Origin of the sequence: Yersinia frederiksenii ATCC 33641, assembly GCF_000754805.1 — a bacterium.
Taxonomy (GTDB): Bacteria; Pseudomonadota; Gammaproteobacteria; order Enterobacterales; family Enterobacteriaceae; genus Yersinia; species Yersinia frederiksenii.
On sequence record NZ_KN150731.1, the window covers coordinates 2,435,470 to 2,458,947 of the forward strand.

A 23,478-nucleotide genomic window follows, 5' to 3' on the forward strand; every position below is an offset into this window, starting at 1 on the left:
TTATCACCACAGCAAATGGCCGATTAATGGCGCGCCAATAACGGTAATGATACCGGCTAGCATCATTACCAGGCTGGATACGACCCCCTCCTGTTGCCCCATTTCGTAAGCTTTCGCGGTGCCCGCACCATGGGAAGAGGCTCCCAAGCCAGCGCCTTTTGCCAACCCACTGCGCACCGACAGTCGCAGGAACAGCAAATCCCCCACCGCCATGCCGAATACTCCGGTAATCACCACGAACAGCGCGACTAAATCTGGCTGCCCGCCCAATTGTTTGGCCGCTTCCAGTGCAAAAGGGGTGGTAATTGAGCGCACGGCCAAACTACGTTGCACTTCTTCCGAAAGTGTTAATAACTTCGCCAGCCACACCGAACTGACCACCGCAACCGCAATGGCAGTAATCACACCGGCAGTGAGAGAGAGCCAATGGCGGCGAATTATCGACAAATTCTCATAAACCGGCACAGCAAACGCAATGGTCGCAGGCCCCAATAGCCACAGTAACCAATGCGTCTCACCAATATAATCCTGATAAGAGATATGGGTGACCACCAGCAGTAACACCAATACCATTGGGGTCAACACCAAGGGCATCAGCAACAGTGAACGGCGGCGGCGATAGAGCTTTTTATTGGCGAAGTAGAGTGCCAGGGTTGCCAGAAAGCAAGCAATGCTGATAAGCAGATTATTCATGATGGTTAGATTTGCGGCGTTGCAGCCACACCTCAAAACGATAAACCCGGTCAACCACCAAACCAGTGACCGCGAGTGTCAAGGTTGTGCTAACCGCAATCACGGCGAAGATCTTCCAGCCATCCACCATGATCAATTGGGCATAATTCACCACCGCCACTACCGCAGGGACAAAAAACAATAGCATTTCGGCCAGCAGCCAACGCGATCCAGCCTGAACCCAACGTACCGGCAAGATGCGCAGCATAATCATGGCTAACAGTAATAACATGCCGACAATATTGGCGGGCAAGGGTAAATGGAAAACTCTAACTAACTGATCAGCAATGATAAATAACCCAGCATACAGTGCTACCTGAACCGGTGCCTGTAGGCGGGTGAGAACCGACGGCGCAAAACTACGTAACGCCAACAACATGGGAAACCTCAGCGGGAAATTGTGTCAGTGCTCAGTATAGGCCGCAGGCAATCTTGCAAAAAATGAATTAAAATCATCATAATCATGCCCAAATGGCATACTAATTACTCCCTCCTTTGACGCGACTCACTGACAGGAAAAACTGATGGATATTAGGACGCTACGTTATTTCGTCGAAGTGGTGCGTCAACAGAGTTTCACGCGAGCGGCCGAGAAACTGTTTGTCACTCAGCCCACCATTAGCAAAATGCTGCGCAATCTGGAAAACGAGCTGGACTGTAGCCTGATAACCCGTGAGGGTCGCCGCCTGCATTTGACCGACAGCGGGCAAGCTGTCTATCAGCGCGGGCTGGCAATACTTGACCAATTTCAACAGCTAGAAGCGGAGCTGGAAGATATTAGCTCGCTGAAGAAAGGCATGTTGCGGCTAGGCATTCCGCCAATGGTTGGCACACAAATGGCGGTGCTCATCAGTGAGTTTCGTCGCAGCTACCCCGGTGTAGAGTTGCAAATTGCCGAATTCGGCGGCTTAACCGTGCAACAGGCGGTGCTGTCTGGTGAATTGGATTTGGCTCTGACCGTTCTCCCTACCGATGCTGATTTGCCGCTCACGTCATTGCCACTCTTCAGCCACCCGCTGTGTGTCGTCGTTCCGCGCACGGCATTTTGGCTTAACCGCACGACGATCAGTATTCCCGAATTGGCAGACCAGCCTATCCTGATTTATAACGAGGATTTCGCCCTCTATCGCCAGTTAATGGATGCTTTCACTGCCGGAGGTTTTACCCCACAAATCGCCGTACGTAGCGGCCAGTGGGATTTTCTTGCCGCCATGGTACAAGCCAATATTGGCATCGCGATTTTGCCGGAACCGATCTGCCAACGACTGGATAAAAATACCCTATTATGGCTGCCATTGGAGCCACTGATGCTGTGGCAGCTAGGGCTGATTTGGCGTCAGGGAAGTTACCTTTCTCACAGTGCTCAGGCGTGGATTACCCGCTGCCGTGAATTTTGGCCTAATGGATCATTAGTGGAGATAAAAGCGGCCACTGAGCAGCAGCCGGATGAGGGGAATTAACCCTCTTTTTCGATTAACAGCGCTTCCAGTAGATCCAAATCATGCAGCAATTTTTGCAGAGTTTCGTTACTGATTTTCTGTGTCGCGCGCAGGTGATACAGCTCGCCACGCTCAGCCCGCAGGGCGGTTAAGCGAAAACGTCGCTCCAGATTTTCGATCAATAAGGTATTCTCGATTTCATCTTTACTGCCAGTACGTCGTCGCAGAGTACCGATGACTCGCGAGCTCACCTCTTTGAGCAATTCTGGGTCGATATTTTCTTCACTGCTGGCCGCCAGCCGCTCTTCCATCTTGTTCAAGCTGACAATCGCGACCTCTGCCGCAGCGGCGCGCGCTAAACGAATCTCTTCGCGGCTGGCACTCTTATCGGCCACAACCACACCACGCAGCAGCGGCGGCAAAGCAATCACCCCAACAATTACCGACAGCAGAATCACGCCAGTAGCGATAAACACCAATTGATAGCGAGATGGGAAGGCCGAACCATCACTGAGGAAAAGCGGGATAGACAGCACCCCCGCCAGAGTAATCGCCCCACGTACACCGGCAAATGACGCGACCCACAGCTCGCGCGTGGTGTAATTGCTAAACTCCAGTGGCCGCTTGCTCAATAAGCGTTTACTGATTTTTTTCATCGACCACAACCAGCTAAAACGCAGCACCAGCAGTGCGCCATAAATAATGGCGACATCGGCAAATAGATTCCAGGTTTGGATGGTTGGGTCCAGTTCAGCCTGCACGATTGAGGTTTCCAGAATCCCCGGTAATTGCAGCCCCAGCAAGATAAACACCATGCCGTTAAACACAAACTCCAGCATCGACCACACACTGTCCGCACGTAACCGCATCGTCAGTGGGGCATTACGAATCACACCTGATTGGCTGATGGTCATCCCCGCAGCCACTGCAGCCAAAATGCCGGAAACACCAATATGTTCAGCAATCAGATAAGAGGCAAAGGGTAACAACAGCAGCAAGACAATCTGTGTGGCCGGATCATCGCCACTCCAGCGGCTCATTAGGCGCAGCGACTTACTGTACAGCCACGTCACGGCCACACCCGCCAACAGCCCGCCAATCGCCACTTTCAGGAATTCCAATGTGGCCCCGGAAACCGTGAACACCATGGTGCCCATCGCCACCGCGATGGCAAACTTCAGTGCAACCAGACCAGAGGCATCATTCATCAATGCCTCCCCTTCCAGCACACCCATAATAGATTTAGGTATTCGCCCTTTCCCCACGATACCGGACAATGCCACGGCATCGGTTGGCGACAATACCGCAGCCAGCGCGAAAGCAGCTACTAACGGAATTCCCGGTACCATCCAGTAAATCAGATAGCCAATCCCCACCACAGTGACTAAGACTAAAGCTAGAGCCAAGCCAAAGATTTCCCGCCCATGGTGAATGAACTCCCGCGTCGGTGTTTTCCAGCCATCAGCAAATAGCAACGGAGGAATAAACAGCACCAAGAATAGTTCTGGGTCAAAATCGACATGCAAACCAAAGTGGGGAAAGGCCAATAAGGCACCACAGACAATCTGCATTAAAGGGAGAGGAACTTGAAACGGTAGCATCCTCGTGACAACGCCAGAAAGCGACACCACCAAAATCAGGATGAGGATTGTAAAAAAGATTTCCATGCTTTCCTTAGACTCAAATCAACACAACGTAAGACCTGACCGCACCCGCCCATAACCAAGGCTGGCTCACAGCGTTTGATAGTAGATCACTTTTTTATAAAGCGGGGAAAAAACCTGTTACTGAGAGCAGGAAAACACAAAGAAAGTAGGGACAGATAAAAAGTGGCAAGATTGGGGGTGAAGAGCTTATCCCAGTAGGCGTGATTGTTGCTGTCAGTTTGAGTTTGAACACGGACAGTGCGCAAGAACCGGAGCGTACACGTAGTACGTGAGGATTCTGAGCACTGCCCAAGTTCAAAATGGCAAATAAAATAGCCCTAATGGGGTTAGCTCTAAATTGCCCAACCGCCAGCATAGAATGCCACCAGCGCGACGGCGATAATCACGGTACCGAGATTCAGTTTACGCCATTCGCCAGAGCAAATACGGCCAATGACCAGTGAACTGAAGCCCAGCATAATGCCGGTGACGATATTGCAGGTCAGCACGATAAACACCGCACAAAGCAAGCCGGACATCGCATCGACGAAATCATCAAAATCCAGTTTGGATACGTTGCTCAGCATCAATAAACCGACGTACATCAGGGCCGGAGCGGTGGCATAAGCCGGAACCAAATAGGAAAGCGGGGAGAGGAACAGAATCAACAAGAACAGGATACCGACGACAGTTGCTGTCAGGCCAGTTTTACCACCAGCTGCAGTACCGGCAGCAGATTCAATATAAACCGCAGCGGGAGCCGCCCCTACCAAACCCGCAAAAATGCTGCTGACAGAGTCAGAAGTCAGGGCTTTGCCGCCACTGATAATCTGGCCATCTTTATCCAGCAAGTTAGCTTGCCCGGCGACTGCGCGGATGGTACCGGTAGCATCAAACACCGCCGTCATCACCAATGCCAATACACTTGGCAACACCACAGGTTTTAATGCCCCCATGATATCCAAACTGAAAATCAACGAGTTACCGTTAGCATCTGCCAGACTCGGCATCGCGAACAGCCCTTGATAGGTCACACTTGGGTCAAAAATCAGGCCGATAACCGAGATGGCAATAATCACTAACAGAATGCCACCCGGCACCCGCAGTTTTTCCAGACCGAAAATGACTGCCAAACCCAGTAAAGTCATCATTACCGGGAAAGAAGTGAATGCGCCCAGCGCGACAGGTAAACCTTCAATTGGGTTTTTGATAACCAAGCCGACACCGTTTGCCGCAATCAGCAGCAGAAACAGGCCGATACCAATGCCGGTGCCATGTGCCACACCCATGGGTAAGTTACGCAATATCCACGAACGAATACCGGTGACAGAAATAATGGTAAACAGCACCCCCATCAGGAATACCGCGCCCAATGCCACAGGAATGCTGATATGTTGGCCCAATACCAAACTGAAGGCCGTAAACGCGGTCAAGGAGATAGCGCAACCAATCGCCATCGGCAAGTTCGCCCACAAGCCCATCAACAAAGAACCCAAACCAGCAACCAGACAAGTCGCGACAAATACGGCTGTTGGCGGGAAGCCAGCTTTGCCCAGCATACTCGGTACAACAATCACCGAGTAAACCATGGCCAAGAAGGTCGTCAGACCGGCCAGCACTTCCTGGCGTACATTACTGCCACGTTCACTAAGCTTGAAAAATGCATCAAGCGAACCTTTTGGCTTTACTGCCTGGTTCGCTTGAGGATTGGTGCTAGACATGGTTATGTCCCCTGTGTGTCATTTTAAATGTAGTCAGCAAGTCACACGCCCTTTCCATACGTAATCGTTTCCGTCCCTGCCGATTAACTCGTTAATTCCTCCAGCACCGGAGTGAAAGAGAAAATAGCAAACGATTAGCTGGAAGCACGCATGACTGAAAAAAATCGAAGTTTAGGGCAGATGCCATTTAAGGCAAACGATTATCTAGCTATTTGCCGCGACTAATCAACATCAGATAGCGACATTTAATGCATTTTCTTACATTAATTTGTCCGGGAGCATTAATTGCAGCAGGAAACCAAAGTGTGAGCCGCCTCACACCCGTTTTCCTTCAGTGATTCTTGGTCTCCATCGGTGGGGATCACTTCTCTAACGTGAAAGCACCGCCCTTTGCAATCGCCTGCTGGTAAGCAGGTCGCTGATGAATACGCACTAAGAAATCTTGCAGTTTCGGAAACCCCTCCAGACCGCCACGGGTGTTTATTGCCTCGATAGGAAAACTCATTTGGATATCGGCGGCACTGAAATCTCGGCCCGCAAACCACAGATTTTGCGTTAAATGCTGCTCCAGATAATCGCGGTGCGTAGCAATTTGCTTATTCAGATAACTTTTCTGTACCCCATCACCCAAGGCTTTGGCAACTGGACGGATAATCCAGGGCACTGGTGGCCCGCCAAACCGGCTGAAGATAAGCTTCATCACCAACAATGGCATCAATGAACCTTCCGCATAATGCATCCAGTATCTAAATTGTTGGCGGTCATAATGACCTGTAGGCTTAAATTGCCCCTGTGCATCATAGGTTTCCTGTAAATACTCGATAATGGCACCCGACTCTGCCAATGTCAGATCGCCATCAGTAATCACCGGAGATTTCCCTAGTGGATGAATTTTTTTCAATTCTGGCGGTGCCAATAAACTGCCGGGGTCGCGCTGATAGCGCTTCAACTCATAGGGAACTTGTAACTCTTCCAGCATCCACAAAATACGCTGTGAACGTGAATTATTCAGATGGTGAACAATGACCATGATCGAGCTCCATATGATGAATATCAGAGTATTGATTATAGTGATAAAAGGATATTTTGGTTTACGGCACTGTGGATGCCGTTTTCGAGATGCAAAGCAGCCATACATCAGGGGTTGAGCCACGAACCACAAGATTGGCTTAAAAAGGCAATAAAAAAACCCTGCCGAGACAGGGTGTTATTTTTAGCACTATTCGTACTTAGCGAACCGCGGAATCAGAACGGGATGTCGTCGTCAAAATCCATTGGTGGCTCATTGCCGCCTTGGGGTTGTGCTGCTGGTGCAGACTGAGCCGGGCGTGAAGTCTGACCGCCGCTAAACTGGTTGCCACCTTGTGGCTGCTGAGGTTGACCCCATCCGCCTTGTGCGCCGCCCTCTTGTGGTGCACCGCCACCCGCTGGAGCACCGCCGCCTTGACGGCCACCCAGCATTTGCATGGTGCCACCCACGTTAACCACAACTTCTGTGGTGTATTTCTCAACACCCGCCTGATCTGTCCACTTACGGGTCTGTAGAGCGCCTTCAATATAGACCTGAGAGCCTTTGCGCAGATATTCACCAGCCACTTCAGCCAGTTTGCCGAATAACACGACACGGTGCCATTCCGTCTTTTCTTTCTGCTCGCCGGTTGCTTTATCACGCCAGCTTTCGGAAGTGGCCAGGGTGATATTGGCAACAGCGCCGCCGTTAGGCATGTAGCGGACTTCCGGGTCTTGGCCCAAATTCCCGACCAAAATCACTTTGTTTACGCCTCTGCTGGCCATGTGAACTCTCCTGATGAAGTAAATTTTGTACAGTATAAACGAGTAAGTTTAACACGCTAACCACCAAACGACACAACAGATCATAACTGCGGAATGCATTACAGATTTCTCGTGATAACTGTCTTAATTGCACTCAGATACTGGATATCCATTCAGGTTTTTTTGTGTCATAATTATCCGTTTCGTACTGGCTGTGTCCTTTTTTCGGCGTTGCGAAGTGCACCGATAACATTACCCAAAGTCATTGAAATTGCAGGTAGGCGGCAAGCAAACGATCCCCGATGAGCTGACATACAAGTCAGTGATTCAGGTGAGTAGAACGTAGCTAACAACCCTGCTGTTTCAAGCACGAAGGGTATAAACGCGATAAAGGCATGGTAAGAGGCTCAGTTTTAATCCGGGAAATGTTTGAATGGATAATATCGAAGTTCGGGGCGCTCGCACCCATAATCTTAAGAATATCAACCTGATTATCCCGCGCGACAAACTGATTGTTGTCACCGGCTTATCGGGTTCAGGCAAGTCCTCACTGGCTTTTGATACCTTGTATGCTGAAGGACAACGGCGCTATGTTGAGTCTCTCTCCGCCTATGCGCGCCAATTTTTATCGCTGATGGAAAAACCGGATGTTGACCATATTGAAGGTCTGTCTCCAGCTATCTCTATCGAGCAAAAATCGACTTCCCATAACCCGCGATCTACTGTGGGGACCATCACTGAAATCCATGATTATCTGCGCCTATTGTTTGCCCGTGTAGGTGAACCGCGCTGCCCGGACCACGATGTTCCGTTAGCGGCCCAAACGGTCAGCCAGATGGTGGATAACGTCATAAGCCAACCCGAAGGCCGCCGCCTGATGTTACTGGCGCCAGTGGTAAAAGATCGCAAAGGTGAGCATACCAAAACCCTGGAAAACCTGGCGATGCAGGGCTACATTCGGGCCAGGATCGACGGCGAAGTTTGTGATCTCTCTGATCCTCCGAAATTAGAATTGCAGAAAAAACATACCATTGAAGTGGTGGTCGATCGCTTTAAAGTACGTGAAGATCTGGCACAGCGCCTGGCTGAATCATTTGAAACTGCACTGGAGTTATCCGGCGGTACGGCCGTGGTTGCCGATATGGATGATCCACACGCCGAAGAGCTATTATTCTCCGCCAACTTTGCCTGCCCGATTTGCGGCTATAGCATGAGCGAGTTGGAACCACGCCTATTCTCCTTTAACAATCCGGCGGGTGCCTGTCCGACCTGTGATGGTCTGGGCGTGCAGCAGTTCTTTGACCCCGACCGCGTACTGCAAAATCCTGAACTGTCATTGGCGGGTGGCGCTATTCGTGGTTGGGATCGCCGTAATTTCTATTATTTCCAGATGCTGCGTTCACTGGCGGACCATTATAAATTTGATATTGAAGCGCCATTTAATTCGCTGAGTGCCGAGATACAGAAAGCAGTGCTGTATGGCTCCGGCAAAGACACCATCGAATTCAAATATATTAATGACCGAGGTGATACCACCGTTCGCCGCCACCCATTCGAGGGGGTGCTGCACAATATGGAACGCCGTTATAAAGAGACGGAATCCAGTGCTGTGCGTGAAGAGTTAGCCAAATTTATCAGCAACCGTTCCTGTGCTTCCTGTGAAGGTACCCGCCTGCGCAAAGAGGCGCGTTATGTCTTTGTGCAAAACACTCCTTTGCCGAAAATCTCCGATATGAGCATCGGCGATGCTCTCGAGTTTTTCCAGAACTTGAAATTGAGCGGCCAGAAAGCACAAATTGCCGATAAGATTTTGAAAGAAATTGGCGAGCGATTAACATTTTTGGTTAACGTCGGCCTGAATTATCTGTCACTGTCCCGCTCGGCGGAGACGTTATCTGGTGGCGAGGCGCAGCGTATCCGCCTGGCAAGCCAGATTGGTGCAGGTCTGGTTGGCGTCATGTACGTACTTGATGAGCCGTCCATCGGCTTGCATCAGCGCGATAATGAACGTTTGCTGGAAACCCTGATTCACCTACGTAATCTGGGTAATACCGTGATTGTGGTAGAGCATGATGAAGATGCCATCCGTGCTGCTGACCATGTGATTGATATCGGCCCTGGCGCCGGTGTGCATGGCGGTGAAGTGGTGGCAGAAGGTACCGTCGATGACATTATGGCCACGCCAGAATCATTAACGGGCCAGTTCCTGAGTGGAAAACGGGAAATTGCAATACCGGCGCAACGTGTCGCGGGTGATCCGAGCAAAGTATTAAAACTGATGGGGGCCAGTGGTAATAACCTGAAAGATGTCACGCTGACGCTACCTATCGGGCTGTTTACCTGTATTACCGGTGTTTCCGGCTCAGGCAAATCGACGCTGATTAACGACACTTTATACCCGATTGCGCAGCGCCAACTTAACGGCGCGACTATTACTGAACCAGCCCCATACCGCGATATTCATGGGCTGGAGCATTTCGATAAAGTTATCGATATTGACCAAAGTCCTATTGGTCGGACACCGCGCTCTAACCCGGCGACCTATACCGGCATCTTTACCCCTATTCGTGAACTCTTCGCTGGCGTGCCAGAGTCACGTACTCGTGGCTATACACCGGGCCGTTTTAGCTTCAATGTGAAGGGTGGCCGTTGCGAAGCTTGTCAGGGTGATGGGGTGATTAAAGTCGAAATGCATTTCCTGCCTGACATCTACGTACCTTGTGATCAGTGTAAAGGTAAGCGCTATAACCGCGAGACACTGGAAGTTAAATACAAGGGCAAGAGTATTCACGAAGTGCTGGCGATGACTATCGAAGAAGCGCGTGAGTTCTTTGATGCCGTGCCAGCATTGGCCCGCAAGCTGCAAACTTTGATGGATGTTGGTCTGTCCTATATTTGCCTGGGCCAGTCGGCAACCACCCTATCGGGCGGGGAAGCGCAGCGCGTGAAACTGTCGCGCGAATTGTCAAAACGCGGTACCGGTCAAACATTGTATATTCTGGACGAACCGACTACTGGCCTGCATTTTGCTGATATTCAGCAACTATTGGCGGTATTGCACCAGTTGCGAGATCAAGGCAACACCATTGTGGTCATTGAGCATAATCTGGATGTGATTAAGACGGCGGACTGGATTGTCGATCTTGGGCCCGAAGGCGGCAATGGTGGCGGTGAGATTTTAGTTTCTGGTACGCCGGAAACCGTCGCGGAATGCGCAGCATCCCATACAGCACGGTTCCTCAAACCTATGCTGCAACGCCAATAAGATGTTGAAATGAAGTGCTTTGGGGCAATCGTTACATTGCCCCAAAGGCTATTTTCTCTGTTCTCAAACAACTAACTCCTGCCGTCGCTGCACTGATAATCCCTGTAATACCAATTGATAAGAGCAGTCAATCAGAGAATAGAACTGTGAGTTCGGTAATTCTCCATCCAGAAACACCGTGTTCCAGTGCGCTTTATTCAAGTGTTCACTCGGCACGATCTCCGGATGTTGCTCGCGTAGGCTTTCGGCTAATTCAGGGCTGGTTTTCAATGAAATAGAGGGACGTCCGCCCGTTTCTCCCACCATAGCAAACATCACATCCGCGACTTTAATTTGATTTGCTTGCCACACCTCATGGTCACTCTGCTCAGCTCCAGGTTTGGACAGGCAGTATTCTAGTAATGCCGAATTATTCATGGGTATATCTCCTATCATGGGCCGGTACCGTCTAGCGAAACGGCCTCATAAAGATTTCATTCCATCAGAACAGTAACATGCTGAAAGGCCTAGCTTGCGCCTATGACAACAGACTTACTGTGAGCGATGAATGATCGTTTGGCATGAATCTACCGCACTAATTAGTATATTCTTTAATCTATTAACAGCCATGGGATAAGGTGAAAACATGTCGAAGATAGGAGTAAGTTGCGGAAATAAGGTAGAAAAAATAAAAGAAAAGGCGATATTGTCTATCGCCTTCAATGGTTATCGCCTCAGATGACTATCACCTGAATCTGACCTAGATTACTGCACCGCAGCAAAAGCCGCCGCGACGCGCTGAACATTACTGTGATTGACACCCGCCATACACATCCTGCCGCTGGCAATCAGATATACACCAAACTCTTCACGCAACCGGTCTACCTGTGCTGGGCTAAAACCGGTGTAACTGAACATCCCACGCTGTTGCAGCAAATAGTCAAAATTACGATTGGGCAGCGACGCTTTTAAGGCTTGTACCAAAGTGCATCGCATCTCAATAATACGCAGGCGCATTTCTTCGACTTCGGCCTGCCACTGCACTGTTAACTCACTGTCATGCAGGACCTTTGCAACAACTTGTGCCCCAAAGTTTGGCGGACTGGAATAGTTACGACGCACCGTGGCTTTTAATTGCCCCAGTACACGACCAGCCGCTTCTTCACTTTCACACACCACAGACAGGCCACCGACCCGCTCGTTATACAATGAGAAAATTTTCGAGAAGGAATTACTGATAAGGCACGGCAACTCAGCTGCGGCCATAGCTCGGATAGCATAAGCATCTTCATTCAGCCCGGCACCAAACCCCTGATAAGCAATATCAAGGAATGGGATTAAATCCCGGCCTTTAGCCACTTCAATAACCTGATCCCATTGTGTATTTGTCAGATCAGAACCCGTCGGGTTATGGCAACAAGGGTGTAATAACACAATGCTTTTGGCCGGTAACTGCTGCAAAGTTGCCAACATTTGGTCGAACTTCACGCCCAGCTTGTCGTTATCAAAATAGGGGTAAGTATTCACTTTAAAACCCGCGCCACTGAAAATAGCGACATGGTTTTCCCAAGTGGGATCACTGACCCAGACCTGTGAATCAGGAAAATAGCGATTCAGGAAGTCAGCCCCCACTTTCAATGCACCAGAACCACCGACGGTTTGGATTGTTGCTACTCGCTGCTGCGCCAGCATTGGGTGCTCTGCACCAAACAATAGTTGCTGGATAGCACCGCGATATGACTGCAAACCTTCCATCGGTAAATAGACTGGCGTCCCGTGTGGCTGAGCGCTTAACTGTGCTTCAGCTGTTTTCACTGCCTGCATTAACGGGATCTCACCCTGTTCATTGTAATAAAGCCCAATACTCAAGTTCACTTTGTGAGCTCGACTATCAGCCTTAAAACTTTCCATCAGTGACAGGATCGGATCACCTGCATAAGCGTCAACATTTTGGAACACGGCGCTGCACTCCTAGATTGATAATAATTGCCTAAACCCTAAATAATGCGAGTTGCCAGCTGCGGGCAATTTCCAGTATCACGGTTATAATATGGCAGTGAATGACTTATGCAGCTTACCTTATTCCCCCAGATATTCCATCGCTACACGGGAGGTCAGCTTAGTAATCAATTCATAGGCACTGATTCCGGTACGCGCCGCTATTTTTTCAACCGGTAATTCAGCGCCCCATAGCAGCACTTCGTCACCCACTTTATCCGTAGCATCCGGCCCCAGATCAACTGAAATCATATCCATTGAGACGCGGCCGACAATGCCGACTTCGCGGCCATTGATCCACATCGGTGTTCCCGATGGCGCGCTGCGCGGATAACCGTCGCCATAACCAATAGCCACCACACCCAAACGGGTATCCCGTTTACTGACCCAAGTGCCACCATAACCGACAGGTTCACCCGCTTTATGTTCACGAACAGCAATCAGACTGGATTTCAATTCCATTGCTGGAAGCAGATTAAAATGGCTACCATAAGGCTCGTCCATCGGTGAAACGCCATACAATATGATGCCTGGGCGAACCCAATCTCGGTGTGCCTCTGGCCACAGCAAAATGCCGCCAGACGCCGCAATAGATTGCTTGCCGGGTTTATCTTTCGCAAAAGTATCGAAACAGTCGAGTTGCTGGCGAGTGGTCTCCACTTTTGGCTCATCTGCCCGGCTAAAGTGGCTCATGATATTGACTGGCTGAATAACATTACGACACGCACTTAGGCGCTGGTAAAAAGCCTCGGCCTGTTCCGGGCGAACCCCCAGGCGATGCATTCCGGTATCCAGTTTCATCCAAACATTGATGGGAGCGGAGAGTGTTGCGGCTTCCAGTGCTTCCAACTGTTCAATACTATGTACCGCCGTTTCGATGCGGTTAGCCACCAGGATCGGCAGATCTTCGGCAGTAAAGAACCCTTCTAACAACAAAATCGGTTTGACGATCCCACCGGATCGCAACATCAGAGCTTCGCCGATCCGCGCGACACCATAGCAATCTGCATCCTGCAAGGTATGCGCTGTTTCTAATAACCCGTGGCCATAAGCGTTTGCTTTCACAACAGCGATCAGGCGACTTTGTGGCGCCATGCGCCGTACCTGTTGCAAGTTATGTCGCAGAGCGCGGCGGTCGATTACTGCTGTTGCCGCTTTCATTTCTTATCCTTAATTATCAATATTATACCCAGATAAATTGGTGCTACCGGAAGGCAACATCACACTCTAAGGGGTATTAATGACTCGCTATTCATCGTCGTATTGCGGGCCAGCATAGTTATCAAAACGTGACCATTGGCCATTAAATTTCAGCCGAACAGAACCGATCGGACCGTTACGCTGTTTACCCAAAATAATCTGAGCGATTCCTTTCTCATCACTGTTTTCGTGATAAACCTCATCACGGTAAATAAACATGATTAAGTCGGCATCCTGCTCAATAGAACCTGATTCACGTAAGTCGGAGTTTACCGGGCGCTTATCGGCACGTTGCTCCAAGCTACGGTTAAGCTGCGACAGTGCCACTACCGGCACTTGTAGCTCTTTCGCCAAGGCTTTCAGAGAGCGTGAAATTTCTGCGATTTCTAATGTACGGTTATCTGACAGTGACGGCACCCGCATCAATTGCAGGTAGTCAATCATAATCAAGCTCAAACCGCCGTGTTCGCGGAAAATACGCCGCGCACGGGAGCGCACCTCAGTCGGTGTCAGGCCGGAGGAGTCATCAATGTACATATTGCGCTTTTCCATCAATATGCCCATGGTGCTGGAGATCCGCGCCCAATCCTCATCATCAAGTTGGCCGGTACGGATACGGGTCTGATCGACATGTGACAACGAGGCCAACATACGCATCATGATCTGGTCGCCGGGCATCTCCAAACTGAAGATCAATACTGGTTTTTCCTGCATCATCGCGGCGTTTTCACATAAGTTCATCGCAAAGGTGGTTTTACCCATCGATGGACGTGCCGCCACAATGATCAAATCTGATTTCTGTAATCCGGCAGTTTTTTTATCCAGATCAGCAAAACCGGTTGAAACACCGGTGACACCATCATGTGGCCGCTGATAAAGCTGCTCAATTCGCGCCACAGTGGCTTCGAGGATTTGATCGACGCTTTTCGGGCCTTCATCTTTATTAGCCCGGCTTTCCGCGATCTGGAATACTTTGGATTCCGCCAGATCGAGAAGATCTTCACTGCTACGACCTTGGGGATCATAGCCGGCATCAGCTATCTCGTTAGCAACAGAGATCATTTCACGCACGACAGCACGTTCACGCACGATGTCAGCATAAGCACCGATATTCGCGGCACTTGGCGTATTTTTTGATAATTCAGCTAGATAAGCAAAGCCACCCACTGACTCCAAATCACCCTTTTGCTCCAGTGACTCAGATAAGGTGATCAAGTCGATCGGCTTGCTGTTTTCCAGCAAACGCTGCATTTCAGTAAAAATACGGCGATGCGGGCGGCTGAAAAAGTCCTTGCTGGCGACGCGCTCGGAAACGTTATCCCAGCGTTCATTATCCAGCATCAAACCGCCCAACACGGACTGCTCTGCCTCCAGTGAATGAGGCGGGAGTTTCAGCCCTTCCATCTGGCGGTCTCGTGGCTCTGTCATATTGTTGGTTGGTTTTTTCGCTGCCATGAAAAGTGTTCTTTACCTTTGTTACGAAGAGGAAAACGACGCATAAAAATTACAGTGGCTTAGTATACGCGATGATATCCGAAGGGTAATTATGAATTCCCTATTACTTATCGGTATTAGCAAGATCTTGGCTCTGCGTGTAGAACACTGTAGGGTGAAAATACACCAAATGCGAAGGAGCTAACATGGCAAAACATATTCAATTTAGCACCATTGGCGGACCAGAAGTGTTGCAATATCTTGATTTTACGCCGGTGGATCCCGCGGCTCATGAAGTTCAGGTAGAAAACAAAGCTATCGGTATTAACTACATTGATACCTATATCCGCAGTGGGCTCTATCCACCATCTCAGTTTCCAAGTGGGCTGGGGACTGAAGCCGCCGGGGTTGTGACCAAAGTCGGCTCATCGGTTAACACTCTAAAAGTCGGTGACCGGGTGGTTTATGCCCAGTCAACTCTTGGCGCTTATAGCGAAGTCCATAATGTCGCCGCTGAGAAAATTGCCCTACTTCCTGAGCAAATCTCTTTCGAACAAGCCGCAGCCTCATTTCTTAAGGGGCTGACAGTCCAGTATTTGTTACGCCAAACCCATGAAATCAAGCCCGGTGAAGTGTTCTTATTCCATGCGGCAGCAGGCGGTGTTGGATTAATTGCCTGCCAATGGGCAAAAGCACTCGGCGCAAAACTGATTGGCAGTGTCGGCTCGGATGAAAAAGCCGAGTTGGCAAAAGCCAATGGTGCCTGGGCCACTATCAACTACCGCACGGAAAGCATCGCTGAACGGGTGGCCGAGCTGACTCACGGTGAAAAAGTGGGCGTAGTGTATGATTCGGTAGGGAAAAGCACCTGGCAAGACTCACTCAATAGCCTAAAACGCCGAGGATTGCTGGTCAGTTTCGGCAATGCTTCCGGCCCGGTAACAGGCGTTGACCTTGCGATACTGAACCAAAAAGGCGCGCTGTATGTTACCCGCCCGTCACTGAATGTTTATGTTACTAATCGACAAGAGTTGGAAACAGCCAGTCATGAGCTGTTTTCATTGATTGCCAGTGGCGCGATTAAAGTGGATGTGGCGGAGGCCCAAAAATTCCCGCTGCGAGATGCTCGTCGCGCCCATGAAATATTAGAAAGCCGTCAGACTACAGGTTCCAGCCTACTAATTCCGTAAATCATCTTACTGAAAAAATGATAAAAAACAAAAGGCTCCGATTAAGGAGCCTTTTGTTTTAACGCTTTCTTTGATGCACATGTAGGGGTATAGCAGAGTATTCTGTCAGAGGCATATTCACTTAAATGACATTGCCGTTTATACGGCTATTTTATCCTCTGGCAGGGATGAAAATGGGATAACAAATCGTATCGGCTAGCATCCTAGCAAGCTGATTCGGGAAAAAATACGTTTTCCCAAGAATTATCCTGACTAAACTTTCAGCCTGTGATCGTTCCCGCAAGAAAACAAAATAATCAGTAACGCCTTACAACAGGTTTTTGCATCGAACGCCATATCCAGACCACGACGACAGCCAGAATCAACCATGGCAACAGCTTAATCATCATCACGAATAACCCACCCAGCATCATAAAAGCAGCGGCGACCATCAAAGCGGCGAATATGCCCAACAGAGAAATACCGGTCACCATCAACATGATAAAAAAGCCGATAACAAAGAGAATTTCGAACATGGTTGGCTCCTTAATAATTGTTTGTTCCCATGCATTACATCTAAACAGGGGCTTTATTAGGAGTATTACAAGAAACGTGCCAACCTGAAAATAAGGTTAACAGATTGAATTTACAAGCTATAGATAAAACACAGCCTGCCAGAAAACGGGCAGGCATGGCTAAATTGACTAATTTATAGTGAATTTTCCTACAGCGAACTGTGTTGTGGACGAGTCACCAGAGCCAGCGCCTGTTCTACCACGGAAACATCTGCTCCGGGCTTATGTGCATTCTCACTCAAATGACGACGCCATTGGCGCGCACCGGGGATCCCTTGGAAAATACCAAGGATATGCCGAGTTATATGACCCAAATAAGCACCACGCGACAATTCCTGTTCGATATAAGGATAAAGTGCTTCGATAGCCTTAACGCTATCAACCACCGGCGCATTGGGATCAAAGAGCTCGCGATCCACTTGCGTTAAAATGCTGGGGTTTTGATAGGCTTCACGCCCCATCATCACACCATCGAGATACTTAAGATGCTCTTTGGCTTCAGCCAATGTTTTGACACCGCCGTTGATGGCAATAGTCAGCGCTGGGAAGTCACGTTTGAGCTGATAAACCCGCTCGTAATCCAGTGGCGGGACTTCACGGTTCTCTTTCGGACTCAACCCTGAAAGCCAAGCTTTACGGGCATGGATCGTAAAAATATCACACTCGCCACGTTCCGCTACGGTTTGCACAAATTCACACAAGAACTCATAGCTATCTAATTGGTCAATCCCAATACGGGTTTTCACCGTGACCGGAATAGAAACCACATCACGCATGGCTTTAATACAATCCGCAACCAGACTGGCTTCAGCCATCAAACAGGCCCCAAAACGGCCATTTTGCACCCGATCAGAAGGGCAACCGACATTCAGGTTTACTTCATTGTAGCCGCGCTGCTCCGCCAACTTGGCACAATGGGCTAAGGCTTGCGGATCACTACCCCCAAGTTGCAAGGCAACCGGATGGTCTTGTTCGCTATAAGCAAGATAGTCGGCTTTGCCATGGATAATCGCCCCGGTGGTGACCATTTCGGTATACAGCAGCGCCTGTTTGGTTAACAAACGATGAAAGTAACGGCAATGGCGATCTGTCCAATCGAGCATCGGCGCGACGGAGAAACGCTGTAGGGGATAATCTGGCTTATCTGCCTGAGTACTGGAAAAAGTCTGAGCTTGGTGCATTTACTGTGATTTCATCGGTTATTACTGCATCAATTACCCATTGGTATTGCTTATTAAATACACAAGACCACGGGATGGAATGAGCGATTATACCATAGAACCTTGCTATGGCTGCCTGAGTGATAGTTGTGCCATAAAAAGGGAGATTATCCTGTCACTTACCAAAATTGTGACGCTCCGCTGCCCTGCACTTTTTCATCTATCGGCGATAGACCGTAAATATGATAAAATCTGTTCCATTCAAACGCTGCGGGATGAAACCATGAACTCAATCAATCAGGAAAAGCTGCTTGCTCAGGCTGAAAGCCTTTGCCAACAACGTAACGTCCGGCTGACACCGCAACGTCTTGAAGTATTACGCTTAATGGCACAACAACCCGGAGCAATTAGTGCTTATGATTTGTTGGATTTGCTACGCATATCTGAGCCACAAGCCAAACCACCAACCGTTTATCGCGCATTAGATTTTTTGCTGGAACAAGGGTTTATTCACCGTGTGGAGTCAGCAAACAGTTACGTATTGTGTCATCACTTTGAGGAACCCTCTCATACCTCGGCGCTATTTATCTGCGACCGCTGCAAAATTGTGACTGAACGTACCACTGTTGGTATTGAAGAAGCGCTGGCACAATTAGCGAAACAATCAGGTTTTACACTGCGCCATAGTGTGGTGGAAGCTCATGGCCTATGTGCTGAATGCGGGGAAGTTGAAGCCTGTGAAAGCCACGATCATTGTGATCATGACCATTCTATTGTGACTAAAAAGAAATAGTTCCCTGGCGATAAAGATTAGGCTGTCGTCCGAATGGCGGCAGCATAGTATTAAATTTATAATAATAAAATTTAATACTAACAATTTGAGTACAAATAATATACGTAGGGTAAGGTAGAAATAAGATTAGACACTTCCTTGTGTCTATCGATATTAGAACAGGAATAAATAGAATACCCTCATTATTAATATTACTACTTAATAATATATATTCTATAAAGTGAGAGACCCGATTAACTTATATAGATATCAGTTTAAGTCCCTTTAACGCTGTTACCAGCGATATTTGCTATGGTCTTCCCAGGCTTTAACTTCTTTCTCGGCTTGCTCTTTCTGATAGCCGTATTTCTCCTGGATCTTACCCACCAGCTGGTCACGCTTACCTTCAATCACCGTAAGGTCATCATCAGTTAGCTTGCCCCATTTCTCTTTAACTTTACCTTTAAACTGCTTCCAGTTACCATCGGCTTGATCTTTATTCATAATATCTCCGTTACCTTGGAATTAGTCAGTCTATTTATTTCAATACGGTAAAGATTCTTTCTTGATAAACAACCTTGACTTAAATTAGTCATACATAGTCATACATAGTCATAATTTAAATTAAATCAGGTTATTTCGCTTACCGTATGAATAACTATAGCAGCTGAGACTAATAATTAAAGCCAAGCTAATATTAATCACTATAATTTGGGCAAGGATTTAAAAATGAAGGAGAGTAATATTCAGTTAAAACAGTAAGTAATAGCTTATTATCGGATTGTTCTCAATATCAATATAAGGATAAATATATAGGTGAGAAACTCAATATACTGTATACCCCCCTTGTTAGAAGGGTATACATCAACAGCTAGGCTCAGATCCAGTCGCCATTGCGGATAACACCAACGGCCAACCCTTCGATAGTAAAGCTTTGCTCTCGCAAATCGACAATAATTGGCTGAAACTCGGTATTTTCGGGTAGAAGCTGTACGATATTCCCTTGTTTTTTCAAGCGTTTTACCGTTACTTCATCATCAATACGTGCAACAACGACTTGCCCGTTACGCACATCTTGTGTTTTATGCACCGCCAACAGGTCGCCATCCAGAATGCCGATATCTCTCATAGACATCCCATTCACCCGCAGTAGAAAATCTGCACTTGGCTTAAACATCGATGGGTCTACTTTGTAGTGCCCTTCAATATGCTGCTGTGCCAACAGTGGTTCACCCGCGGCAACACGGCCAATCAGCGGCAAGCCATCCTCTTCTTCCATCAGTAAACGAATACCACGGGAAGCGCCAGAGACAATCTCAATAACACCCTTGCGGGCCAGTGCTTTTAAATGCTCTTCAGCGGCGTTAGGAGAGCGGAATCCCAGACGCTGCGCAATTTCGGCACGGGTCGGCGGCATACCTGTTTGCGATAGGTGATCGCGCACCAGGTCATAAACCTCTTGCTGTCTGGTAGTAAGTGCTTTCATTTCGCCCCCTGTTTGTTTATACAGTCTTGCTGTGAGTATATACAGGTAAGCCAGTATAGGGAACCAAAGAGTGAATAAAAACAGGGATTAATCACAGCTTATTTTTATCCTGTCACTCGCTATGCTCAACGCCATCGTGGCTATGGGGAACATCACTAGCCAGCATGCTGCCAAAGTACAGTTACCCATATAAATAGTGCTAACAGAATGGTAAGAAATACCGCAGCAGAGCCCATATCTTTGGCCCGGCCTGAAAGTTCATGAAATTCACTGCCGATACGATCGACCACAGCTTCAATGGCACTGTTGATCACCTCAACAATGATCACTAACACCACACTTCCAACTAATAAAATACGCGCGAAAGCATCCACATCCAACCAGAAGGCCAGTATGATAGCCAGTATGGCAGCCACGGCTTCTTGGCGAAAAGCCGCCTCATTTTTCCAGGCAGCACTTAAGCCTTTCACAGAATATCCGGTCGCTTTATAGATTCGGCTTAGCCCTGTTGATTGATTCGCCATGATTTATTGCCTTTATCTTAAGTTAATGATGATTTTTGCCGCTTTCTGTTGTCTTATCACCACAGATCTCAAAACCAGTTTCTGGTATCCTTGCGACGAATTGCTAACAAGAGGCTTCATGTAGTTATGTCAGGTTGGCGTAAAATATATTATAAGTTACTGAATTTACCACTTAAATTGTTGGTAAAAAGCAAGGTTATTCCGGCAGATCCTGTGACTGAGTTAGGGTTAGACCCTTCTCGTCCTATTCTGTACGTTTTACCTTACAATTCTAAGGCCGATTTGCTGACTTTGCGAGCACAGTGTCAGGCACAAGATCTGCCCGACCCATTGATTCCACTGGAAATAGATGGTGTACAGCTGCCTAGTCATGTGTTTATCGATAATGGCCCGAGGGTCTTTCGTTATTACGCACCTAAGCAGGAATCGGTAAAACTATTCCATGATTATCTGGATCTGCACCGTAATAATCCAGAGCTGGATATCCAAATGCTGCCAGTCTCGGTGATGTTTGGTCGTTCTCCTGGGCGCGAAGGCCATGGTACACCCCATCTGCGTGTGCTGAATGGCGTGCAGAAATTCTTTGCCGTATTGTGGCTGGGCCGCGATAGTTTTGTCCGTTTCTCAACCACAGTATCATTGCGCCGAATGGCCAGCGAGCATGGTACCGATAAAACTATCGCCCATAAGTTGGCCCGAGTCGCGCGAATGCACTTCTCTCGCCAGCGCCTGGCCGCAGTAGGCCCAAGCTTACCGGATCGTCAAGACCTATTCAAAAAGCTGCTGGCATCCAAGGCGATTGAAAAAGCCGTGGCAGATGAAGCACGTACCAAGAAAATCTCCCACGAGAAAGCACAGCAAAATGCCATTACGCTGATGGAAGAGATTGCCGCAGATTTCTCCTATGAAGCTGTGCGTCTGTCTGACAGGGTATTAAGCTGGACGTGGAATCGCTTGTATCAGGGTATTAACGTCAATAATGCCGAGCGTGTGCGGCAATTGGCGCAAGATGGCCACGAAATTGTCTATGTGCCTTGCCATCGCAGCCATATGGATTACTTACTGCTTTCCTATGTGCTTTATCATCAAGGGTTGGTACCGCCGCATATTGCCGCCGGTATTAACCTTAACTTCTGGCCTGCCGGTCCGATTTTCCGTCGCTTGGGTGCCTTCTTTATCCGCCGCACCTTTAAAGGCAACAAACTCTATTCAACCGTATTTCGCGAATATCTGGGCGAACTGTTCACCCGGGGTTACTCAGTGGAATACTTTGTTGAAGGTGGCCGCTCGCGTACAGGCCGCCTGTTGGAGCCTAAAACCGGCACTCTGTCGATGACCATCCAAGCCATGTTGCGGGGCGGTTCACGGCCAATCACCTTAGTGCCAATCTATATCGGCTACGAACATGTGATGGAAGTGGGCACTTACGCCAAAGAGCTGAGAGGAGCCACCAAAGAGAAGGAAAACCTGTTGCAGATGGTGCGTGGCCTGCGTAAATTGCGCAATCTTGGTCAGGGTTACGTCAACTTTGGTGAACCAATTCCGCTAACCGCTTATCTGAACACCAATGTGCCGCAATGGCGGGATGCTATCGATCCCATCGAGGCACAGCGCCCAAGCTGGCTGACTCCGGCGGTCAATGACTTGGCCGGCAAGATTATGGTCAGAATTAACAATGCAGCGGCGGCAAATGCCATGAACCTGTGCTCTACTGCATTGTTAGCCTCACGTCAGCGCTCGCTAACCCGCGAGCAGCTACTTGAGCAGCTCGATTGCTATCTGCAACTGATGCGCAATGTGCCTTATGCGAAAGATGTCACTGTGCCGGATAAAACGCCGGAAGAGTTACTTAATCACGCCTTGAATATGAATAAGTTTGAGGTGGAGAAAGATAATATTGGTGACATTATCATCCTGCCACGGGAACAAGCCGTGCTGATGACCTATTATCGCAATAATATCCAGCACTTGCTGATGCTGCCGTCGCTGATTGCCAGTATGGTGATGTACCACCGCCGCATTACTCGCGCTGAGTTATTGCGCCAAATCAGCATGATTTATCCGATGTTAAAAGCCGAGCTGTTCCTGCATTACAGCAAAGAGCAACTGCCGCAAACACTAGATACCTTAATTGATGAACTGGCTCGCCAGCAGCTGATTTGCGATAAAGGGAATGAATTGGTGCTAAATCCTGCCCGTATTCGCCCTCTGCAATTATTGGCAGCAGGTGTGCGTGAGACACTGCAACGCTATGCGATTACGCTGTCATTACTCAGTGCTAACCCAAGTATCAATCGTGGGGCACTGGAGAAAGAGAGCCGTATTATGGCGCAGCGTTTGTCCGTGCTACATGGGATTAATGCTCCGGAATTCTTCGATAAAGCCGTGTTCTCAACCCTAGTGGGCACCTTGCGCGAAGAGGGCTATATCAGCGATAGCGGTGATGCCATTCAGGAACATACGCTGGAAGTTTACAATATGCTGAGCGCGTTGATGACACCGGAAGTGAAACTGACAATAGAGAGTGTCAGTATGCCGGCTGAAACCAACGAGCAGTTGCCAGCCCCTAAGGCTGAGGATGAATCGGAAGATTAATCCTTCAGGA

20 protein-coding genes are annotated in these 23,478 nt (G+C 48.7%); 5 read left to right on the plus strand and 15 right to left on the minus strand.

Going from position 1 to position 23,478, the window contains the following annotated elements:
• Positions 1-3: 3 nt before the first annotated feature.
• Together DJ58_RS10915 and DJ58_RS10910 are read right to left on the minus strand one after the other, a co-directional pair.
• The gene (locus tag DJ58_RS10915; RefSeq protein WP_032911620.1) at positions 4-693 is read right to left on the minus strand and encodes an LrgB family protein; all 690 of its coding nucleotides are present in this window, start codon (positions 691-693) and stop codon (positions 4-6) included.
• On the minus strand, positions 686-1,111 hold the full coding sequence (locus tag DJ58_RS10910) for a CidA/LrgA family protein (protein ID WP_004711186.1): 426 nt from the start codon (positions 1,109-1,111) through the stop codon (positions 686-688). The genes DJ58_RS10915 and DJ58_RS10910 overlap by 8 nt, the downstream gene beginning before the upstream one ends.
• A 145-nt stretch (positions 1,112-1,256) precedes the next feature.
• Between DJ58_RS10910 and DJ58_RS10905 the strand changes: the two genes are divergently transcribed.
• Positions 1,257-2,192, plus strand: coding sequence for a LysR family transcriptional regulator (locus DJ58_RS10905; RefSeq protein WP_032911621.1), 936 nt, complete (start codon positions 1,257-1,259; stop codon positions 2,190-2,192).
• On the opposite strand, the gene DJ58_RS10900 is transcribed toward DJ58_RS10905, so the two are convergent.
• The 4 genes from DJ58_RS10900 to ssb1 all read right to left on the minus strand — a co-directional run bounded on the left by DJ58_RS10900 (position 2,189) and on the right by ssb1 (position 7,332).
• A complete protein-coding gene (locus DJ58_RS10900; RefSeq protein WP_032911622.1) occupies positions 2,189-3,838 on the minus strand; it encodes a Na+/H+ antiporter in 1,650 nt (549 codons plus the stop codon). The two genes, DJ58_RS10905 and DJ58_RS10900, sit on opposite strands and share 4 nt — an antisense overlap.
• Before the next feature lie 332 nt (positions 3,839-4,170).
• Entirely contained in the window at positions 4,171-5,538 is a 1,368-nt protein-coding gene (locus tag DJ58_RS10895; RefSeq protein WP_004711189.1) for an NCS2 family permease, read from the minus strand.
• Between the two features lie 361 nt (positions 5,539-5,899).
• A complete protein-coding gene (locus DJ58_RS10890; RefSeq protein ID WP_004711191.1) occupies positions 5,900-6,568 on the minus strand; it encodes a glutathione S-transferase family protein in 669 nt (222 codons plus the stop codon).
• A gap of 215 nt (positions 6,569-6,783) precedes the next feature.
• Positions 6,784-7,332, minus strand: a complete 549-nt coding sequence (gene ssb1 / locus DJ58_RS10885) for a single-stranded DNA-binding protein SSB1 (RefSeq protein WP_004711194.1) — start codon at positions 7,330-7,332, stop codon at positions 6,784-6,786.
• A 412-nt stretch (positions 7,333-7,744) separates the two neighbouring features.
• On the opposite strand from ssb1, the gene uvrA reads away from it, so the two are divergent.
• Positions 7,745-10,576 carry an excinuclease ABC subunit UvrA gene (gene uvrA, locus DJ58_RS10880; RefSeq protein WP_004711198.1) on the plus strand — a complete coding sequence of 944 codons (2,832 nt, stop codon included), beginning with the start codon at positions 7,745-7,747 and terminating at the stop codon, positions 10,574-10,576.
• Positions 10,577-10,639: 63 nt separating this feature from the next.
• Here the strand turns inward: uvrA and DJ58_RS10875 are convergent, their stop codons facing one another.
• The 4 genes from DJ58_RS10875 to dnaB form a co-directional block, all read right to left on the minus strand.
• Positions 10,640-10,993: an MmcQ/YjbR family DNA-binding protein gene (locus DJ58_RS10875; protein ID WP_032911623.1), complete on the minus strand. Its 354-nt coding sequence runs from the start codon at positions 10,991-10,993 to the stop codon at positions 10,640-10,642.
• Positions 10,994-11,320: 327 nt separating this feature from the next.
• Positions 11,321-12,514: an amino acid aminotransferase gene (locus DJ58_RS10870; RefSeq protein ID WP_004711202.1), complete on the minus strand. Its 1,194-nt coding sequence runs from the start codon at positions 12,512-12,514 to the stop codon at positions 11,321-11,323.
• 120 nt (positions 12,515-12,634) lie between these two features.
• Positions 12,635-13,714, minus strand: a complete 1,080-nt coding sequence (gene alr, locus DJ58_RS10865) for an alanine racemase (protein WP_004711203.1) — start codon at positions 13,712-13,714, stop codon at positions 12,635-12,637.
• Positions 13,715-13,801: 87 nt separating this feature from the next.
• Entirely contained in the window at positions 13,802-15,208 is a 1,407-nt protein-coding gene (gene dnaB, locus DJ58_RS10860) for a replicative DNA helicase (RefSeq protein WP_004711204.1), read from the minus strand.
• A gap of 185 nt (positions 15,209-15,393) precedes the next feature.
• Between dnaB and DJ58_RS10855 the strand changes: the two genes are divergently transcribed.
• Entirely contained in the window at positions 15,394-16,377 is a 984-nt protein-coding gene (locus tag DJ58_RS10855; RefSeq protein WP_004711205.1) for a quinone oxidoreductase, read from the plus strand.
• Positions 16,378-16,673: 296 nt separating this feature from the next.
• Here the strand turns inward: DJ58_RS10855 and pspG are convergent, their stop codons facing one another.
• Positions 16,674-16,892, minus strand: coding sequence for an envelope stress response protein PspG (gene pspG, locus DJ58_RS10850; RefSeq protein WP_004711207.1), 219 nt, complete (start codon positions 16,890-16,892; stop codon positions 16,674-16,676).
• Positions 16,893-17,080: 188 nt separating this feature from the next.
• Positions 17,081-18,112 (minus strand): tRNA dihydrouridine(20/20a) synthase DusA, encoded by a 1,032-nt coding sequence (dusA, locus tag DJ58_RS10845; RefSeq protein ID WP_004711209.1) that lies wholly within the window; start codon positions 18,110-18,112, stop codon positions 17,081-17,083.
• A gap of 262 nt (positions 18,113-18,374) precedes the next feature.
• On the opposite strand from dusA, the gene zur reads away from it, so the two are divergent.
• Positions 18,375-18,884, plus strand: coding sequence for a zinc uptake transcriptional repressor Zur (gene zur, locus DJ58_RS10840; RefSeq protein ID WP_032911630.1), 510 nt, complete (start codon positions 18,375-18,377; stop codon positions 18,882-18,884).
• A 273-nt stretch (positions 18,885-19,157) separates the two neighbouring features.
• Here zur and DJ58_RS10835 read toward each other — a convergent pair whose 3' ends face one another.
• From DJ58_RS10835 to DJ58_RS10825, 3 genes are all read right to left on the minus strand, one after another.
• Positions 19,158-19,367 carry a CsbD family protein gene (locus DJ58_RS10835; RefSeq protein ID WP_004391853.1) on the minus strand — a complete coding sequence of 70 codons (210 nt, stop codon included), beginning with the start codon at positions 19,365-19,367 and terminating at the stop codon, positions 19,158-19,160.
• 373 nt (positions 19,368-19,740) lie between these two features.
• The gene (lexA, locus tag DJ58_RS10830; RefSeq protein ID WP_004711213.1) at positions 19,741-20,349 is read right to left on the minus strand and encodes a transcriptional repressor LexA; all 609 of its coding nucleotides are present in this window, start codon (positions 20,347-20,349) and stop codon (positions 19,741-19,743) included.
• Between the two features lie 155 nt (positions 20,350-20,504).
• Positions 20,505-20,873 (minus strand): diacylglycerol kinase, encoded by a 369-nt coding sequence (locus DJ58_RS10825; protein ID WP_004711215.1) that lies wholly within the window; start codon positions 20,871-20,873, stop codon positions 20,505-20,507.
• Between the two features lie 126 nt (positions 20,874-20,999).
• Here DJ58_RS10825 and plsB point away from each other — a divergent pair, with 126 nt between their 5' ends.
• A complete protein-coding gene (gene plsB, locus DJ58_RS10820; RefSeq protein WP_004711217.1) occupies positions 21,000-23,468 on the plus strand; it encodes a glycerol-3-phosphate 1-O-acyltransferase PlsB in 2,469 nt (822 codons plus the stop codon).
• Positions 23,469-23,478 lie beyond the last annotated feature (10 nt).

Coding starts and splice junctions, on each gene's coding strand:
- DJ58_RS10855 (WP_004711205.1), top strand. CDS start 15,394: ATGGCAAAACATATTCAATTTAGCACCATTGGCGGACCAGAAGTGTTG.
- alr (WP_004711203.1), bottom strand. CDS start 13,714: ATGAAAGCGGCAACAGCAGTAATCGACCGCCGCGCTCTGCGACATAAC.
- DJ58_RS10910 (WP_004711186.1), bottom strand. CDS start 1,111: ATGTTGTTGGCGTTACGTAGTTTTGCGCCGTCGGTTCTCACCCGCCTA.
- pspG (WP_004711207.1), bottom strand. CDS start 16,892: ATGTTCGAAATTCTCTTTGTTATCGGCTTTTTTATCATGTTGATGGTG.
- DJ58_RS10895 (WP_004711189.1), bottom strand. CDS start 5,538: ATGTCTAGCACCAATCCTCAAGCGAACCAGGCAGTAAAGCCAAAAGGT.
- ssb1 (WP_004711194.1), bottom strand. CDS start 7,332: ATGGCCAGCAGAGGCGTAAACAAAGTGATTTTGGTCGGGAATTTGGGC.
- DJ58_RS10875 (WP_032911623.1), bottom strand. CDS start 10,993: ATGAATAATTCGGCATTACTAGAATACTGCCTGTCCAAACCTGGAGCT.
- DJ58_RS10900 (WP_032911622.1), bottom strand. CDS start 3,838: ATGGAAATCTTTTTTACAATCCTCATCCTGATTTTGGTGGTGTCGCTT.
- DJ58_RS10835 (WP_004391853.1), bottom strand. CDS start 19,367: ATGAATAAAGATCAAGCCGATGGTAACTGGAAGCAGTTTAAAGGTAAA.
- uvrA (WP_004711198.1), top strand. CDS start 7,745: ATGGATAATATCGAAGTTCGGGGCGCTCGCACCCATAATCTTAAGAAT.
- zur (WP_032911630.1), top strand. CDS start 18,375: ATGAACTCAATCAATCAGGAAAAGCTGCTTGCTCAGGCTGAAAGCCTT.
- DJ58_RS10915 (WP_032911620.1), bottom strand. CDS start 693: ATGAATAATCTGCTTATCAGCATTGCTTGCTTTCTGGCAACCCTGGCA.
- lexA (WP_004711213.1), bottom strand. CDS start 20,349: ATGAAAGCACTTACTACCAGACAGCAAGAGGTTTATGACCTGGTGCGC.
- DJ58_RS10890 (WP_004711191.1), bottom strand. CDS start 6,568: ATGGTCATTGTTCACCATCTGAATAATTCACGTTCACAGCGTATTTTG.
- plsB (WP_004711217.1), top strand. CDS start 21,000: ATGTCAGGTTGGCGTAAAATATATTATAAGTTACTGAATTTACCACTT.
- DJ58_RS10905 (WP_032911621.1), top strand. CDS start 1,257: ATGGATATTAGGACGCTACGTTATTTCGTCGAAGTGGTGCGTCAACAG.
- dnaB (WP_004711204.1), bottom strand. CDS start 15,208: ATGGCAGCGAAAAAACCAACCAACAATATGACAGAGCCACGAGACCGC.
- DJ58_RS10825 (WP_004711215.1), bottom strand. CDS start 20,873: ATGGCGAATCAATCAACAGGGCTAAGCCGAATCTATAAAGCGACCGGA.
- dusA (WP_004711209.1), bottom strand. CDS start 18,112: ATGCACCAAGCTCAGACTTTTTCCAGTACTCAGGCAGATAAGCCAGAT.